19 protein-coding genes and 1 other annotated feature are annotated in these 15,185 nt (G+C 57.0%); of the genes, 4 read left to right on the top strand and 15 right to left on the bottom strand.

Annotated elements, in window-relative coordinates; all coding sequences use genetic code 11:
• Positions 1-10 precede the first annotated feature (10 nt).
• The 9 genes from ACT3RW_RS17365 to ACT3RW_RS17325 all read right to left on the bottom strand — a co-directional run bounded on the left by ACT3RW_RS17365 (position 11) and on the right by ACT3RW_RS17325 (position 5,900).
• On the bottom strand, positions 11-1,078 hold the full coding sequence (locus ACT3RW_RS17365) for an ABC transporter substrate-binding protein (RefSeq protein ID WP_443446689.1): 1,068 nt from the start codon (positions 1,076-1,078) through the stop codon (positions 11-13).
• Positions 1,079-1,123: 45 nt separating this feature from the next.
• A complete protein-coding gene (locus ACT3RW_RS17360; RefSeq protein WP_102598944.1) occupies positions 1,124-1,990 on the bottom strand; it encodes an ABC transporter ATP-binding protein in 867 nt (288 codons plus the stop codon).
• Between the two features lie 93 nt (positions 1,991-2,083).
• Positions 2,084-2,917 carry a helix-turn-helix transcriptional regulator gene (locus ACT3RW_RS17355; RefSeq protein ID WP_102598943.1) on the bottom strand — a complete coding sequence of 278 codons (834 nt, stop codon included), beginning with the start codon at positions 2,915-2,917 and terminating at the stop codon, positions 2,084-2,086.
• A gap of 183 nt (positions 2,918-3,100) precedes the next feature.
• Positions 3,101-3,577, bottom strand: coding sequence for a GNAT family N-acetyltransferase (locus ACT3RW_RS17350; protein WP_444614670.1), 477 nt, complete (start codon positions 3,575-3,577; stop codon positions 3,101-3,103).
• Between the two features lie 490 nt (positions 3,578-4,067).
• Positions 4,068-4,334, bottom strand: a complete 267-nt coding sequence (locus ACT3RW_RS17345; RefSeq protein WP_102598941.1) for a Txe/YoeB family addiction module toxin — start codon at positions 4,332-4,334, stop codon at positions 4,068-4,070.
• Entirely contained in the window at positions 4,331-4,579 is a 249-nt protein-coding gene (locus ACT3RW_RS17340; RefSeq protein ID WP_102598940.1) for a type II toxin-antitoxin system Phd/YefM family antitoxin, read from the bottom strand. The genes ACT3RW_RS17345 and ACT3RW_RS17340 overlap by 4 nt, the downstream gene beginning before the upstream one ends.
• 149 nt (positions 4,580-4,728) lie before the next feature.
• Positions 4,729-4,926, bottom strand: coding sequence for a hypothetical protein (locus ACT3RW_RS17335; RefSeq protein ID WP_180993143.1), 198 nt, complete (start codon positions 4,924-4,926; stop codon positions 4,729-4,731).
• A gap of 256 nt (positions 4,927-5,182) precedes the next feature.
• Positions 5,183-5,662, bottom strand: coding sequence for a hypothetical protein (locus ACT3RW_RS17330; protein ID WP_102598939.1), 480 nt, complete (start codon positions 5,660-5,662; stop codon positions 5,183-5,185).
• Positions 5,646-5,900 (bottom strand): polymorphic toxin type 35 domain-containing protein, encoded by a 255-nt coding sequence (locus ACT3RW_RS17325; RefSeq protein ID WP_444614669.1) that lies wholly within the window; start codon positions 5,898-5,900, stop codon positions 5,646-5,648. Before ACT3RW_RS17325 ends, ACT3RW_RS17330 begins: the two co-directional genes overlap by 17 nt.
• On the opposite strand from ACT3RW_RS17325, the gene ACT3RW_RS17320 reads away from it, so the two are divergent.
• A protein-coding gene (locus tag ACT3RW_RS17320) for an IS3 family transposase (RefSeq protein ID WP_373270471.1) occupies positions 5,899-7,133 on the top strand; the annotation gives its coding sequence in 2 pieces (ribosomal slippage) (positions 5,899-6,184 and positions 6,184-7,133; 1,236 coding nt in all). The two genes, ACT3RW_RS17325 and ACT3RW_RS17320, sit on opposite strands and share 2 nt — an antisense overlap.
• Positions 6,177-6,305 (top strand) — a sequence feature (AL1L pseudoknot). Its footprint overlaps the gene before it by 129 nt.
• A gap of 134 nt (positions 7,134-7,267) precedes the next feature.
• Here the strand turns inward: ACT3RW_RS17320 and ACT3RW_RS17315 are convergent.
• The 6 genes from ACT3RW_RS17315 to ACT3RW_RS17290 form a co-directional block, all read right to left on the bottom strand.
• Positions 7,268-8,065, bottom strand: coding sequence for a S8 family serine peptidase (locus tag ACT3RW_RS17315; protein ID WP_102598937.1), 798 nt, complete (start codon positions 8,063-8,065; stop codon positions 7,268-7,270).
• A gap of 314 nt (positions 8,066-8,379) precedes the next feature.
• Positions 8,380-9,861, bottom strand: coding sequence for an AAA family ATPase (locus tag ACT3RW_RS17310; RefSeq protein ID WP_444614668.1), 1,482 nt, complete (start codon positions 9,859-9,861; stop codon positions 8,380-8,382).
• A gap of 48 nt (positions 9,862-9,909) precedes the next feature.
• Positions 9,910-10,473, bottom strand: a complete 564-nt coding sequence (locus tag ACT3RW_RS17305; protein ID WP_102598935.1) for a hypothetical protein — start codon at positions 10,471-10,473, stop codon at positions 9,910-9,912.
• Positions 10,470-11,600 carry a transglycosylase SLT domain-containing protein gene (locus tag ACT3RW_RS17300; RefSeq protein WP_102598934.1) on the bottom strand — a complete coding sequence of 377 codons (1,131 nt, stop codon included), beginning with the start codon at positions 11,598-11,600 and terminating at the stop codon, positions 10,470-10,472. Before ACT3RW_RS17300 ends, ACT3RW_RS17305 begins: the two co-directional genes overlap by 4 nt.
• A gap of 12 nt (positions 11,601-11,612) precedes the next feature.
• Positions 11,613-13,076, bottom strand: a complete 1,464-nt coding sequence (locus ACT3RW_RS17295) for a hypothetical protein (RefSeq protein WP_102598933.1) — start codon at positions 13,074-13,076, stop codon at positions 11,613-11,615.
• A 28-nt stretch (positions 13,077-13,104) separates the two neighbouring features.
• On the bottom strand, positions 13,105-13,323 hold the full coding sequence (locus ACT3RW_RS17290; RefSeq protein WP_013350316.1) for a helix-turn-helix domain-containing protein: 219 nt from the start codon (positions 13,321-13,323) through the stop codon (positions 13,105-13,107).
• Positions 13,324-13,515: 192 nt separating this feature from the next.
• On the opposite strand from ACT3RW_RS17290, the gene ACT3RW_RS17285 reads away from it, so the two are divergent.
• Genes ACT3RW_RS17285 through ACT3RW_RS17275 form a run of 3 tightly spaced genes read left to right on the top strand, consistent with a single transcriptional unit; the run spans position 13,516 to position 15,184 of the window.
• Positions 13,516-14,133: a DUF6668 family protein gene (locus ACT3RW_RS17285; RefSeq protein WP_441583923.1), complete on the top strand. Its 618-nt coding sequence runs from the start codon at positions 13,516-13,518 to the stop codon at positions 14,131-14,133.
• 12 nt (positions 14,134-14,145) lie between these two features.
• Positions 14,146-14,427, top strand: a complete 282-nt coding sequence (locus tag ACT3RW_RS17280; protein ID WP_013350314.1) for a hypothetical protein — start codon at positions 14,146-14,148, stop codon at positions 14,425-14,427.
• Positions 14,428-14,464: 37 nt separating this feature from the next.
• Positions 14,465-15,184: a hypothetical protein gene (locus ACT3RW_RS17275; RefSeq protein WP_444614667.1), complete on the top strand. Its 720-nt coding sequence runs from the start codon at positions 14,465-14,467 to the stop codon at positions 15,182-15,184.
• Position 15,185 lies beyond the last annotated feature (1 nt).

The raw sequence follows: 15,185 nt of genomic DNA, 5'->3' as shown, positions 1-15,185 counted from the left end.
CAGCTGTACGCTACTGGGCTTCCGAGGCGGAGGTCAGTGCGTCGGTGAAGGCATCCACGGCTTGACTGGTGGACTTCGGTCCGCCGGCTCCCCAAATATTTGGGAACTGGAAAGTCCGGCCTTCCTTCACTGCGGTCAAGTTGTTCCAGATCTCGCTAGATTCCAGCTCGGTGGTCCACCCGGTACCTGCGTCGTTAGAGTAGAACAGATTGACGTCGCCGACCCCTACGAGGCCTTCCACGTCGGTCTGGGCCAGACCGTATTCTTTGTTCACGCCCCCGGATCCGAAGGACTCATTGATGTCCTCATTCCAAGCTGGGGTCAGACCCAGTTCTTTACCCAGCTCCGTGAACAGCGCGCCATCGGTGTATGGACGGATAGTCAGGTTAGAGCCGTCAACCCAACCGTCGAAGAATAGGAAGTCGGTGGTTTCTAGCTTCACATCGGAGACCTCCTGTTTCTTCTGCGCCAAGTGGGCATCGAATTCGTTGAGCACTGCGGTAGCACGCTCGCTGCGGCCGGTGGCTTCGGCTACCTGTGCGAAGACTTTTTTCATGTTGCCGATGGGATCCGTGGAATCGTTGCCCTTGACTGCCAATACGGGAACGTCTCCCTTATCAAGTTGCGACAGCACAGGGTCGTCTTCACTAAAGGCGTCCACAATGATCAAGTCGGGGTCCAACGCGTAGATCGAATCCAGATCTGGCTCGCCGCGTTCACCCACCGAGGCAACCCCCTCAGGCAGCTCCTCTGCAGTGACGTAGGTGCTATATCCATCGGGGGAAGCGACGCCCACCGGGGTGACGCACAAGGTCAGGGCATCTTCAATTTCCTGCCATTCGAGCACCACCACGCGCTCGGCTGGTTTATCCAATTCCAGTGTGCGACCCAGGTCATCGGTCATCGATACCGGGCCTGTGCTAGTGACGGTGGTGTCATCGGCGCAGGTTGCGGATGCGGCGGCGGGGCTCTGTTCGGTGCCAGAACCGGTGGTGTCGGTGGTACCGCAGGCGGTGGCTGAGAGCAGCAGAGCTAGGGCGGCCACCGAAGTGACTGCGTTACGCGCGAGTGTAGACATAGGTTTTCCCTTGTAATTGAATGTTTTTGTGAAAAGAAGAGGTGGTCAATTCTGCCGGTGGCGGCTGACCGGTTCGATACGCAGCATTTGGGTACGCTCGTCCGAGCGGACCTGCACGGTGATCTCATAGACCTCAGAGAGGTTCTCCGCGGTGAGGACCTCAGCGGGGGTTCCAGCGGCGTGCACCCGGCCGTGTTTCATCAGCACCAGCCGATCGGCCAGGGCGGCGGCTTGGTTCAGGTCATGCAGGACGATGCCGATGGCCAGCCTATTTTCACGGGCTAGGTCATGGACCAAGTCCAGGGTCTCGACCTGATATCTCAGGTCCAGGTGATTAGTCGGCTCGTCGAGAAGCACCACGTTGGTTTGCTGCGCCAAGCACACAGCCAGCCAGACACGCTGCAGTTCTCCCCCGGACAATTCCCCAGCAGCCTTGCGGGACATCGAGGTAGTGCCGGTCAGTTTCATGGCCCAGGCAATCGCCGCATGATCCGTCTCGGATAGCCCGGCGAATCCGCGCCGATGCGGGTGGCGACCAAAGGCTACGATATCTGCCACGGCTAACCCTTCCGGGGTGGCGTGGGACTGGGCGAATAGCGTGACTTCGTGGGCGAATGCTCGTCCGTTCAGCGTGCTAATTTCACGGGCCTCGCCATGGGAACCGGTGAGCGTGATGACCCCCTCGGCACGCTCATGCAGCCTTGCCATGGAACGTAGTAGTGTGGATTTTCCACTGCCATTGGGTCCAATGAGCGCGGTGACTTCACCCGGGGATAACCGGATGGAGGCCCTGTCGACTACAGTATTTTTGCCGTAGCACAGCACTACCTCGTGGGCGTGCATACTTCCGGCTGCAGCGGAAGCTGCTCCGGTCGCTACATCTAGCATGCGCAATGGGAGGATTGAATACATCCGACTTTAGTAGGTATTTTCACTTAGGTAATTCTAAGTTAACTAGCCGGTGTCAGCAATCAATAACTTCTGACAGTAGATCAGGTTTTTCGGTCAACTATTCGTATTTGTCATGATGAATGCGCCAGGGGTGGAGCCCATGGTGCGTCGAAAAGCATCGATAAAAGTACTTGATTGCGCGTAACCCAACAGGTCGGCGACGTCTTGGACCACTTCGCCATTGGTTAGCAACTCCAAGGCGCGCTGAATTTTCACCGCTTGACGCCACTGGGCAAAGGATAAACCGGTCGCTTCACGGAAGACTCGCGTGATAGTGCGTGCGCTGATTCCAGCATCCACCGCCCATCGCTCAAGAGATCGATTATCCGCCGGGTTAGCCAATATCCGGTTGGCGATGCCATTGATACGTGGGTCATCGGGCAGGCGCAACGCTAGCTGATGAGCGGACGGTTTAAGCACGTCGAAAACCACAGCCTCCGCACGCGCTCGGGCTTCTTGACTCAGTTCCCGACTGGATAAATGAATCAGCAGCGATTTAAGCAACGGTTCCATGTCGATCACCGTCGGGGCGTTGAATGGGGTGATGGTTCGTTCAGGGGAAAAGAAGGCACTGAAAAGTTTTACATGTGCGGTCAGGCGTCCGCCATGCAGCGCTCCGGCCGGAATCCATAGACCATGCCCCTCGGAGACCGTAAAAATCTGCCCCTCAATTCGAGCGGTGAGTGTCCCATCCTGGGTCCACAAGAGCTCATGAGCCAGGTGCGAATGTGGCTCCCACTCCGTGGAGACCTCAATGGTGTAGGTTTCGCTCAAAATGACAAACGAAGAGGTCGCACTGCTAGGCAGAGCCGTTGCTCGCGCCAGAGCTGTATCTGGTTCACGGGACCAGGTACCAAGTCCGATGGTCGAGTTAGGAGGGGAGATCATATTTGCAGTATAGAAAGTAATCGGTCTGAGAAAGCATGTGCCACGTTAGCCCTACCGCACCACGTGAAGAATGGTCCAATAGCCACGTGCCAGAATCCTACGGAGCGACTCCGAAAGCGAATACATTTCACCCGCAACTAGTTCAAGCAAGAATCTAGACTGCGTTCGGTTACCCACAGAGGGCTAGTCCAGTATGTAGTACTCAAGCTTGTCATCACGTTTTTCCAGTCTGAATCCTCGACTGGTGAGCAGTCGGGCTGAGACAGTGTTATCCGGAGCTACCCGGGCACTGAATTTCGTGATTCCGTAGATCTTGGGAATTGAGATTAGGGTCCTATCGAGCATGGCTCCGCCAACTCCCCGCCCCCATTGATCTGGGGATACCCAGTAACCGAGCTCCACGCACGTTTCCTGTCGGGTGCAAAACACGAGACCCACCTCTGTGTTTGCTTCAGTTGCTAGGAACCAGCGAGAGGCTCCCACCGTATGGAGTGGTTCAGGGTGAAGGGATTCCTGAACGCAGGCGTTGATAGTTTGCCGGTCCCATGGCCTTCCATGCCCAATAAAACGCGTTACACGTTCATCCGAGGCCATACTGGCAAAGAATTCGGTGTCTGCGCTGCGAAATGGACGCAGGGTAATTGATTGCAGGCGCAACATGCGGAGCCTTTCAACGTCGTGGATTAAAAATAACTTATAAAAGTATTAAACAGTCCTAAACCTGCCTAAGTGCCGAATTTTGACACAGCACTGATGTCGACTGTGTCAAATACGCACAATATTGACATTCCTTAAGTTCGCTCTGCCGAGTGTCCGGACAACGACCATGAACGTTGTCTTCCTAACATTGCTTTGCGAGGAGCACGACGGGGTACAAGCCCGTAATGTCTAGACTCCAGAATTTCGAAGTCGATGACGATAGAAAGCTAGATTCAAAGCAAAACGGTCCATGGATCGACAGCGGTTCATTACCCAAAATGTCATCATGTGCGGAAGGAGCTTGGTTTGGCAGCGAATTATCGGGGGGACCGCGAGTTCGCATGATCCGACAATACAAAAGCCTTTACTTGACATAACGGAGGTTATCGGCGCGAGAAATCAGCTTAGGGGAGTAGGTCCCAAAGCAGACTAAAATGCACAAAAGGTCATGTCAGTAGTGGTATTTTGCCTGCAGAATCGTTATAGCTCGGTCGTCAGCAATATACACCAGTCGGTTGACGTCATCGATGCGTCGTGACCAAGCTCCGGCCAATGCGTGTTTCAGTGGTTCAGGCTTTCCTATGCCTTCAAAAGGATCGTCGCGGAGCACATCCTCGATCAGCAGGTTGATGCGTTTGAGTGTTTTGCGGTCCTGGGTCTGCCAGTAGACGTAGTCTTCCCATCCACCGGCAGTCCAGGTTAGAAGTCTGTCACTCACGCTTCGATAAGTCCGTGTTCCACAGTCTGGTCATTACGCGCCGCTTCAAGGGCTGCGAGTAGACGCACCGCATTCTTGGGCGAGCGTAGCAGATGGCTGGTTTCAACGAGTGAATCGTACTCGTCTTTCGACATAAGCACCGCAGAGCCACGCTTGGACATGATCTCTACTTCGGTGTGGTCAAGGTTCACTCGTTCAATGAGACCAAACAAGTCGCGTCGCGCTTCGCTGGTAGTGATTGCCATTTCGCCTCCTAGTGGTACTAGATATGGTACCACTTTGCTAGTGCCCACACCGGCAATCAAAAGTTCACCTGCTATCGAAAAACTTAGATATGGCAGTCACCACAACATATCGAGGAATGTTCAGAGGAAGGAATTTTCGTGTTCTGAAATTAGATTCCTCTGGTCACTGCTGCACCGGCCGCCAGCCATGCCCGCTGCGTAGCTGGTCGTAGCGCGTCGTAACGAAGAATGCCGTCCACCATCGCTGGGTCAAACGGAACCGTTGCCACATCGCGGGCCAAGGTCTTGTAGCCGTCTGCAACGCGCTGCACGTCGGCGGTGGTGGCCTTGGAATCAGCTTGGGTCACGACGGCGACGGCGTTCTGTGCTAGGGCGTGGGCCTTGTCGTTCTGCTGCGCGAGCGCTTCCAGCAGCAGCGCCGGCTTCGGCGTGTCACACGACTACCGTGCTCGGCACTTCGTGTCCATTGACATGGAATGGACTCTATCGACCCCTGTTCCTTGTAGGCCCTGTGAACGCTTCAGTGACAGGTGCAGCGCAGGCGCCTTGTTTCCCTATACGAGCGCAGCGGCCCTCCAGCTATAGCTGGAGGGCCGCTGGCGGCTACGCGTTATTCATAGAACTGTTCAGTAGCTCTGTTTGTGTTTGAAGCTGGATGGCTGCTTGCTCGAGCGGACCCGTGGCAATACGCTGCAGTGTTTCTGCAAATCCAGTGTCGAAACTAGCATCGGGGCTATTAGCAACCTCAGAGTAGTCCGCAAGCTCCCGTTGAAGTTCTTGCAGTGTCTGGATCGAAGCATCCAAGACTGATTTCAGCATCCGATCTTCGGCATGCTCAAGATGCACCAGATCCAAGACATACAGCGAAGACACCGCCAGGGTAGCTGCCAGCCTTTCGGCACCTTCCAGTGTTGAAATCCAAGCAGTGATGAACTCATCAACAGCCTCGGGGTGTTCTCCCGCTACGTTGCGAAGAACATCCACGACTCCCGAAACTGACTGCTTCGAGGCCAGCTCCACTGCGGCGGTTACCTCTGCAGGCTGTCCGGCCAAAAGGCCTTTGAGCTTATCGAACCCATCCATTACTTACCTGCCCTCCGTTTTTAGAATACGTCACCACGATGGTCTTGCCTTTGTAGTTGTAAACAGCTTGCATGGCGCCACTCTTGTACGCTGAATGTTTACCTTCGGCCATGGCCCGACCCATAAGATCCGCGACTTGCTCGCGTGATTTGGCCCCTACGCTGCCCCACTTATGCTTAGGTGATTCGCCCCGGGAATAATGGAGACAGTGAAGCCACGGAAAGGACTTCCCTGTCATGCCCCAAAAGAAGTACCCCCTCGAGCTACGCGAACGAGCAGTCCGCATGGTCCTCGACGCCCTCGAAGCTGACCCTGGTGCCCGCCGCGGCGTCTTCCGCCGGATCGGCGACCAACTCGGTGTGAACCCAGAAACACTGCGGTCCTGGGTCAATCAGGACCAGGTCGATGCCGGCGACCGCCCCGGCACTACCACCGCTGAAGCCCAGCGCATCAAGGACCTCGAGAAGGAGAATCGGGAACTGCGCCGGGCCAACCAAATCCTGAAGTCGGCCTCGGCTTTTTTCGCGGCGGAGCTCGACCGCCCCTCGAAGTAGTCTGCTCGTATATCGACGAGCACAAGGACGAACTCGGAGTCGAGCCGATCTGTGCCACGCTGCGTGCTGCCGGCGTGAAGATCGCTCCGAGTACCTACTATGCCCGCAAACATCGACCAGCCTCGGCTCGACAGAAACGTGACGAGGTATTGAAAGAAGAGATCAGCACTGTGCACGGGAAGAATTACGATGCGTTCGGAGCCAGGAAGATGCATATCGTGCTCAACCGCGAACCTGACTCGCATGGTCGCGGGCATGTGGCCCGTTGCACGATCGAGCGCCTGATGAGAGACCTCGATCTACACGGGATCAAGAGGGCCAAGGCACCGAACACTACGAGGTCAGCACCGCGGGAGAACTGCCCGGCCGATCTCGTCGATCGGCACTTCGAAGCCTTCGCTCCTGACCGGCTGTGGGTGGCCGATATCACCTATGTGCACACGTTCACAGGGTGGGTCTACGTCGCGTTCGTCACCGACGTGTTCAATCGCGAGATCGTCGGCTGGCAGGTCTCGAGGTCGTTGCATACCGAGTTGGCTCTTGACGCTTTGCAGATGGGGATCTATCAGCGTAAACGTGCTGGTCACGACCTGTCTGGGCTGGTGCATCACTCGGACCGCGGGGTCCAGTATCGAGCGATTCGCTATGGCGAGGCCCTGGCTGAGCAAGACGCAGTCGCGTCTGTCGGGTCGAAAGGAGATTCATACGATAACGCCCTCGCTGAAGCGCTGAATTCACTCTATAAGGCCGAACTCATCCGGAACAAGGGTCCCTGGAAAGGTATTGATGATGTCGAGATCGCCACGGCGCAGTGGGTGCACTGGTTCAACACGTACCGGCCCCACGGAGCACTTGGTGGGGCGACTCCCGCCGCGTTCCGAGCCGATCATCTCAGCACGATGCCACGGGCTGCGTAGCTCGTGGGTGAGCCGATGAATTCCAAGTAGAAAACTCTCCATCAAACACGGGGCTTGACACAGCGGTTGCACTGGCTAAGCCTCGCAAACCTCGAACGATAGATTTTCGCACTGTCGTTGACACCCTTTCGTGTCTATTGGGTTACTTGGCGTATCGCATCTTCGATACGTGTATTAGCGTCTATTGCCGCTAAATCTGAAAAGTCAATGTCATGCCACGCAGCAAGAATCTGTTGGGCGGCTATTGCGGTGGCAGGGGAAGTACCATCAAGGTACTGTTTCTCCGCACCAACGTTCACCGGGATATTCTCGCCAGGAGCAAGTATCGCCACTGCACGAGAGTTAGTGAACCGACGTCGATCGCCATGCTCATCCAGTGCTCCGATAGAGAGAACCCCAGGGTAACCGGCAGGATATGTTTGAAATGACCCAATGCCATTGCCGGCAGCTGCAACCACAACAACGTCCTGTTCAACAGCTCGTGAGACGGCCGTTGCTAAACGGGGGGAATCAATTTCTACTGCCAGGCTGCAAACGATCATATCTGCGCCCAGAGTTATGGCCTGCTCGATCCCCCAGGCCAAGTCTTCAACGTCGCCTCTCCCATGCTCGTCTAGGACTTTGATATCAATGAGGCTCATGCTGGCCGGGTTACCTGTGGTCGTGGACGAGTTCAAAAGTGCCGCCATTTGCGTCCCATGGGCAGTAAACCCGTCTTCCAGCGCAGCAACCCTCACCTTCTCTAAAGGAAGATCTTTTATTCCCTCCTGGGAGGCATCTACTCCCCCGTCTAGAAGGGCAACTTTAGGGGGCGCAGGGTCTTTAGGAAGAAACGCGACGAAGGTCGTGAACAGAGCAGCAAGAACCACGAGACTGAGTGCGCCGAACCACAAGCGCTTCGAGCCACAAAATCGTGTAGAGGGCGCGGCCATTTGTCCTCATCTCAAAGATCATCAAACCTGCCGAACGCTTCGCCAAACTTCCATTGTTCAAGGTCGTGACGGCGTGGTCAGGGTACGGAAATGGGAAGTAATGATGGTGAGTATCGTACATGAATAATCACTTCGTGTGATTTTATTTGATCTACATCATCTAAATATGGCTCACTTCAGTGAATGCCCTGAATTTTTTGTTCAGTGACACTGCCTCGCAAACGACCGCAAGTTTCTCCAAAGAGCTAGCTCAAGAGAAGTTTGAAGCCCGGCCCTGTCGCAAACGCAGGAGTAACTCAACGCACATCTCATTTTCATAGCCCCCTTGCGACTGCCGCTCCGGCTGCCAGCCATGCGCGCTGCGTGTTCGGGCGTAGCGCGTCGTAGCGCAGGATCCCGTCCACCATTGCTGGGTCAAATGGGATCGTTGCTACGTCGCGGGCCAGGGTTCTGTAGCCGTCGGCTACGCGTTTCACGTCGGCGGTAGTGGCTTTGGAATCTGCCTGGGTCACCACTGCTACGGCGTTTTGTGCCAGGGCGTTTGCCTTGTCGTTTTGCTGCGCGAGCGCTTCCAGCAGCAGCGCGCCGGCTTCGGCGTGGTCATCACGGGTCGTAGTGGCCACGACAAGTTGGTCAGTGTGGTCGATCATGCGCCGCCACATCGGATCTGACTCGTCATTGCCCGAGTCAATGAAGATCAGCCGGTAATACTTCGAGGCTACCCGGTGGATCGCGTCCACATCGGCTGCGTCTACGCGTTGGGCGCTGGCCAGCTCCATGGGCTTGGAGCGCAGCACGTCGAACCGGTCACGCGTCTGGTGGTGCACAAAATGGGCGAGGTCTGCCGATTGTGCCCCGGTGCCTAAGAGTTTTTCCGATTCGGGCAGCAGCTCCAACAAGGTCGCTTCGTGCGGGCCTTGTTCGGTGCGCCAGCCCAGGGTGCCTCGGGTCTGGTTGTTATCCCAGGCCAGCACCCCGGCCCCGCCGTAACGGGCGAAGATCGCACTGAGCAGGACGGTGGTGGGGGTTTTCCCTGCCCCTCCTTTGCCGTTGACAATGGCGATGGTGCGTGGGCCTGGCCAGTGCTGGCTCACGGCCTGCACATCTGCACGTTCGGCACGTTCGTCCTCGCTCGGGGCCATGCGGATGCCCATGCGGGTCATGGTGCCGCGCCAGCCTTTGGTGGCTGGTTCTTCGACTTGTTCCTGGGTTAGGAAGCTTTGCCGCGCTTCGCGGCGCGTTGTTGGCGCGCTGTCCTGGGTAGGAGACTTCTTGGCGAAGGGGTTATCCTGGGGAGCTTTAGCTGCCGTCGCTGGGGGCGGCGTGGTTTGTCCTTGGGGTGCTTTTGCTTGCACGGTTTCCATTGCTGGTTCTTCCCCTTCGACGGTAGGTTCCGTTGAGGCCGGTGCCTCGGACACTGGCTGTTCTGGTGTTTCCTCAGTGTCTTGTGCGGCCGCTTGGTCAATGACTGCTGGTTCGGTGGTGGCCACATGGGTTACCGGGCTATCAGCGCGGCGGCGAGCTGGTTTCTCTCGGCGCTGCGGTGGGTTCGTCGTGTCAGGCTCCACGGTGCCATTCGGGTGGACTTTCACAGGCCAAGAGCCTTGGGAATCGTGCATGACGGCGCGTACGACGCTGCCCTCTTTCTTTGCGTGTGAACTGACCAGCTCAACGGTTTGTTCTCGTGCAGCGGCTTCATTATCTGCCGTGAATTCGTGGGTTTTTCCCTCAATGATCACGGTTGCGCTGCCGTCTGCGTTGACGGTCGCCTTAATGAGTTCTTCGGTGGTGCTCATGGTGTGCTCGCTTTCTTCAAGAGGAAATCGGCTGCGCCGTAAGGGCTTTTATTGGATAGATGAAACGTAGTCGCGGATCTTGTACGGTTCGGTGTCGGTGAAGGTGAAGTAAAACGTCTGCTTCCCTTCCCCTGCCCAGGATTCCCCGTCCTTGGTGACCCATTGCCAGGTGGCAGTGATCGCAACCGTGTCCTGTTCATGGTGCTCGGTCATGAGTTTCACCGTGGGCTTGCTGGTCGCTTTCTTCTCTGCGGCGGTCAGCCATTCAACGCCGGTCGCGGGCCGCTCCGGGGCAATGACTTCTTTGGCCCGTTCGCTGGTCATGAGCTTTCTGGCGCGCATTTCCGCGGCGGTGCGGTTGAAGTCCTTGTTCGGGTCCCAGGTGGTCATGATCGTGGCCGCTTGCTTCGCCAATTCGATTTTGGCTGGATCATCCACGGCATCCCCGTGCTCATGGCTGGTGCTGGGCGCTGGCGTGGTGGGGCTGGCCGTGGTCGGGACAACGCTCGGAATGCTGCTTGGTTCGTTCTCGGTGCCGGCGGGGGTGCATCCGGCTATCCCTGTTGCGAGTCCTATGGTCAGGGCCAGGGCGAGGATTTTGGGGTGTTTCATTGGATGTTCACCTTTTGCTGTCTAAGGATCGGTACCGGGTCATAGGTTTTGCCGTTGTTGATCGCTGGCCTGTCAAACACACTGGTTTTCGGGTTGTTGATCTGGAAGTGAACGTGGATGCCGCTGGAATTGCCGGTAGCTCCTGGCTTGCCCAGCGGGGTTCCCTTCTTCACCACGTCTCCGGTCTTCACCAGCAGGGAGTTGTCTTGTGCTTCATGGAACTCAAAGACCAGGTAAGGGGCTTCGGTCATCTGAGCAAAAATGTAGTTGCCATAGGAGCCGTAAAGCTTGTCGATATTCCCGATGCTGGCATAAGTGATCTTCATGTCCGTAGGAGCGTAGAAATAGGGGTCTGATCCGGCCAGGTCGATGCCTTCGTGCTTCAACAGGAACGGCATGCCAGCGCAGCTGGCCAGCGGGCACGCGCGCGGCCCGAATGGCGAGGTCAGCCGCGAATTAGGCATGGGGTGTGCCCATTCATCCGCTGTCAGGTCGCCAAAGTCGAAGCCACCAGGCGCTTCGCAGGTTGAGGAATAGTCCATCTGGGCGTTGCCCATGATGATTTCTACGTAGTGGCGGGTTTCCTCGAAGGGCGGGATGCCCCCATATTTCTGGACGTTGCCCGCTCCGGCGTTGTAGGCGGCCAGGGTGAATTGGATTTTTTCCTTCTCGTTGCTTGCCAGATCCGCGATGGTGTCCCCGAGATATTTCATGTAGCGGCCTTGGGCATCAAGGCCAGCGAACGGATCGAACGGGTCTTTACCGTTGCCCCATTCCTCCCAGGTACCGGGCATGAACTGGGCAATGCCTCGTGCTCCCACCGGAGAAACTGCCTTGGGGTTCCAGCCGGATTCCTGCTGGATTTGCGCGGCGATGATCCCTACGGGCAGCCCAGCAGTATCGGCGGACTTCTCCACAGCTTCCCGGTACTGTTCGGGAATTTTCACCGTCGATTCTCCGTCGTTGCCCTTGCCGATGGGAGTTCCTTCAATGACACACGGGGCATAGGGATCAGGTTCTTCGCTGTCCCCACCACCCAAGAACAGAATGATCGGGGTGATGACCAGAAGAAGAAGGACACCGAGGACTGCCAGAACGATTTTGGCTCCGCCACCCTGCTCTTCCATGACCAGACCTCCCTACTGTTCGCGGTTGGATCGATAGACGGTGGTGTTATCCAACTGGGTTGCCACCAAATACACCGCGTCATCGGTGACCAGTGCCGGGGCTGGATCTTCGGCCCGGTAGTTCGCCCACGACTGCGGCTCGGCTTCGGGGTTGCCCAGATCCAGGGTGACTGGCCCATTGCTGCTGTTCGCGTAGATCAGGTTGCCGTGGATTGCTGACAGGTCAGCGGCAGGAAGGTCTATGAGTGCTGCCTGGTCGCCGTAGCTGATTCCCACGCTTCCGATAGCTGCGGTTTTCGCTTCCCTGTCCACCAGAAGGGGTTCGGTGGCGGTAGGGATTGCCCGTGGCGTGCCGGAGAACAGCATTGAACCGGTGCTGGTGTTCAGCACTCCCATGACGCGTTCGGTGTCATCCCACGCCAGCAGGGCATGGGTGTCATCGAGCAGCCACACTCGTACCGGGTATTTTGTGGCACCTTCTGGCGCGGTGAAGTTCTTCTCTTCCAGGATCTTCCCGCTGTTATCCAGGGTGTAGATGGTGTTGGAGCTGATTGTGGTGATGGTTCCATCGGCGGCCACGTCCAGCACGGTCGATCCGGGTGGGATCATCACATCATGCAGCGTGCCAGCCGCATCAGGCACACGGATATACCAGTCCCCAAGTTCGATGTAGGGGGTGTGGGTGTCGGTGCGCGCTGTTTGCCCTGGTTCCAGCCCGATGCTGGTCGGTGCCACGCTCGGGGTGTCGTAGGGCATCTCTACCGGCCATAGGCGCAGTTCGTTGCGTTCGGCAACGGCATAGACGGGCTTGCCTGCCCAGGTGCCCTGGTGGATGCTGGCCAGGTCTTCCGGGGCTTTGTCCCCGCGCCAGACAGGTTGGCCGGTAGACGGGTGGCGGCCGGTGACGGTGCCTTCTGGATCCGCGGTGAGCAGCCGGTCAGGGCTGATCATGTTGACCGTAGCATCAGCGAGGGTGGGGTGGCTCCACGCGGCGGTGGCCGAGTGTTGTGGCGGCGGCGCGGCTGGCAGCGTGGCGCCGACCCCTTGCGGGGTGTAGGCGGGGACGGTGGCGGCGGGCTGGTTGGCGATGACCACGGCGGTGCCGAGACCGCCGAGAGTAAGCACCGCTAGGGTGCTCACTCCGGCGATCATCAGCCGTTTGTTGCGGCGCTGTTTGCGGGCCTTGGCTGCTTGTTCGGCTTCTTGTTGCTCGGTGAGGTCTAGGACTTCCCCGGTAGCAGCGATGATCATGTCCCACGCTTGCCCGCTGGATTCGTCGATGGCTCGTGCCCGCACCATACCCAGATTGTGGCTGGTGAGCTTGGCGACGATCGCGTTTTTCCCTGCCTCGATGAAATCTTCTCCATCAAGCACAGGAATTTGTGCACCGTCCAGAGTCAAGGACTCCCGGCCTTCGCTGATCTTTAGCGTGTAGACCGGGAATGCCGGGACTTTCTGTGGATCAATGATCGTCATCTAACTCACTACCCGTAGCTTCCTTGGGTTAGTCGGCTGTTTCGTCGCTTCTCAGTAAGAAGTCCCGCACGTCTTTCTTCCTGTACCGGCGCACGCGAGACCCAATGGACACTGATTTGAGACCGTATTCACGGTTCCATTTCAGAACGGTCTGCGCCTTGACGCGCATCACGTCAGCGATCTCCTCGGTCGTTGCCCACTCCGGCAAATCCGCGATGAGATCCTCCACTGCTTCTGGATCGTTCATGGTCACACTCCAAATGTGTATGAATATGAAATCCATGTCAACCATATTGCCCATATTAACCATTCAAAGCGTTAACTTTGAACTTCCCCAATCTAAGTATGGCAAAACTATTGACAGTGATTTCAATGCGAGTTTATACTAAATGTTAGATCAACTCTTTTCCGTTGATCACTCTACTAAGGAGAGCGCACTATGTCTGCCGTGTCGAATCCTTTTGCCCCTTCTGAGAAGCAGGTGACGCAAAAAGACTCTTTCGACATTCGAGATGAGCTTATGGGTAATGACTTGCTAGTTACCGGCCCAGTGAAACCTGGACTATCACCGATGCTTGAAGCTCCAAGCGAAACATGGGCTGTTAGTGATGTTGGGGCTTTTGAAGGTATTGCCGTCATGGGCCTTCACGGCGGTGCAGGCGCATCCACTCTTGCATCGCTTCTGGGCGATGGCGCATCTGAGGTTGGCCAAGCTTGGCCCATCTCGCAGAACGCCTGGACGGGCAGCGCCTGGCCTATCCCAGTGATTGCGGTGGCTCGTACCGATCATTCTGGATTGGCCACTGCGGATAGGTTCGTCCGCTCCTGGGCCAATGGTCAGCTGACCGGCTCCCAGCTTTCAGCCCTGGTGCTGATCGAAGCAGGGCCACGCACCAGTGATGCCCGCAAAAAAGCCACCAAGCGTCTGTTGCGCATGGTTCCCCGAGGCACCCATATCCCATGGATGGATCCCTGGCTGGATGCTCCACCCGATCCGGCCCGGTTGCCCGGACGGATCAAGCGAATCATCAAACTCCTGAACACTCCCACCAAATAGAGAGGCATAAAAATGTTGCTGCAAACCCTGGCTTTCGGTATCGACCTCGCCGCCAGCATCCCCAACCCAACCCCGGAACAGCCACCAGGAACCGATGGTTTCACCACGATCCTGAACTGGATCGCCTGGGCTGTGATCCTGCTCGGCGTGGCCGGATTCCTCGCCTCAGCAGGTTTCCTGGCGTTCGCGTCCTTCACCGGACGGGAAATCAACGGGTTCAAGGGACTGGTCATCTCGCTGATCGTCTGCATCCTGGCCATTAGCGCGGGAACGATCATCAACGTCTTCGTCTAAGCACCGGTGAACCGTCTAAGAGAAAGAGAAGATCCTCATGGCTGAAACTGATCCATTAGGCAGAAACTGGAAACTCTGGGGCGGTATCCTCGCCTTCATCGTGGTCATCGTGATCGCGGGGCTAGTCATCTTCCCCCGCGTCAACTCTGAACCAGAAACAGCTCCGAGCGCTCCTGCACCGTCGGTACCGGTCCAGACTGCTTCCCCGTCCTCCCCCTCGGATACTCCGTCGGATTCGGCTTCCAAACCGGCTTCTGGGGATTGCCCTGCGCTAAGTACCGACGCTTCGTTCCCGAACGATGCCCCGGACACTGAATGGAAGCGGCACCCTGCCGGGATGCTGCTGCCGGTGAATGCCGATCATGGGCCAGCGAAGATGGACGGGGATTTCTGGCGCTGCTTCAGCCACACACCTACTGGTGCGGTGCTGGCAGGGTTCACCCTGGTAATTGATTTCTCGGCCGGTGCAGAGATTGATGCTGCCGTTGAATCGATGAATCGTCAACGGCTTTTCGAAGAACAAGGTTCTAGTACGAGCAATGAGAGCTTCCCGCCGATGCTCGGATACCGAGTCATGAATAGCAGTGATGACAGTGCCATTGTTGAATATCTTTCCAAGGCAGGCGAGCAGTATGCGGCTATGAGCGTGAACCTGGCTTGGAGCGACAAAGACCATGACTGGCGATTGGATCTAACTTCCGGCCCTCCGGCATGGAGCGAAGTCAACGATCCAAGTTCTTACACAGAGTTCAAGTAGG

The organism is Glutamicibacter sp. AOP5-A2-18 (assembly GCF_052446055.1).
Classification (GTDB): domain Bacteria; phylum Actinomycetota; class Actinomycetes; order Actinomycetales; family Micrococcaceae; genus Glutamicibacter.
This window is presented reverse-complemented; position numbering and strand designations above follow the sequence as displayed.

Coding starts and splice junctions, on each gene's coding strand:
- ACT3RW_RS17365 (WP_443446689.1), bottom strand. CDS start 1,078: ATGTCTACACTCGCGCGTAACGCAGTCACTTCGGTGGCCGCCCTAGCT.
- ACT3RW_RS17360 (WP_102598944.1), bottom strand. CDS start 1,990: ATGTATTCAATCCTCCCATTGCGCATGCTAGATGTAGCGACCGGAGCA.
- ACT3RW_RS17355 (WP_102598943.1), bottom strand. CDS start 2,917: ATGATCTCCCCTCCTAACTCGACCATCGGACTTGGTACCTGGTCCCGT.
- ACT3RW_RS17350 (WP_444614670.1), bottom strand. CDS start 3,577: ATGTTGCGCCTGCAATCAATTACCCTGCGTCCATTTCGCAGCGCAGAC.
- ACT3RW_RS17340 (WP_102598940.1), bottom strand. CDS start 4,579: ATGGCAATCACTACCAGCGAAGCGCGACGCGACTTGTTTGGTCTCATT.
- ACT3RW_RS17330 (WP_102598939.1), bottom strand. CDS start 5,662: ATGGATGGGTTCGATAAGCTCAAAGGCCTTTTGGCCGGACAGCCTGCA.
- ACT3RW_RS17325 (WP_444614669.1), bottom strand. CDS start 5,900: ATGACAGGGAAGTCCTTTCCGTGGCTTCACTGTCTCCATTATTCCCGG.
- ACT3RW_RS17315 (WP_102598937.1), bottom strand. CDS start 8,065: ATGGCCGCGCCCTCTACACGATTTTGTGGCTCGAAGCGCTTGTGGTTC.
- ACT3RW_RS17310 (WP_444614668.1), bottom strand. CDS start 9,861: ATGAGCACCACCGAAGAACTCATTAAGGCGACCGTCAACGCAGACGGC.
- ACT3RW_RS17305 (WP_102598935.1), bottom strand. CDS start 10,473: ATGAAACACCCCAAAATCCTCGCCCTGGCCCTGACCATAGGACTCGCA.
- ACT3RW_RS17300 (WP_102598934.1), bottom strand. CDS start 11,600: ATGGAAGAGCAGGGTGGCGGAGCCAAAATCGTTCTGGCAGTCCTCGGT.
- ACT3RW_RS17295 (WP_102598933.1), bottom strand. CDS start 13,076: ATGACGATCATTGATCCACAGAAAGTCCCGGCATTCCCGGTCTACACG.
- ACT3RW_RS17290 (WP_013350316.1), bottom strand. CDS start 13,323: ATGAACGATCCAGAAGCAGTGGAGGATCTCATCGCGGATTTGCCGGAG.
- ACT3RW_RS17285 (WP_441583923.1), top strand. CDS start 13,516: ATGTCTGCCGTGTCGAATCCTTTTGCCCCTTCTGAGAAGCAGGTGACG.
- ACT3RW_RS17280 (WP_013350314.1), top strand. CDS start 14,146: ATGTTGCTGCAAACCCTGGCTTTCGGTATCGACCTCGCCGCCAGCATC.
- ACT3RW_RS17275 (WP_444614667.1), top strand. CDS start 14,465: ATGGCTGAAACTGATCCATTAGGCAGAAACTGGAAACTCTGGGGCGGT.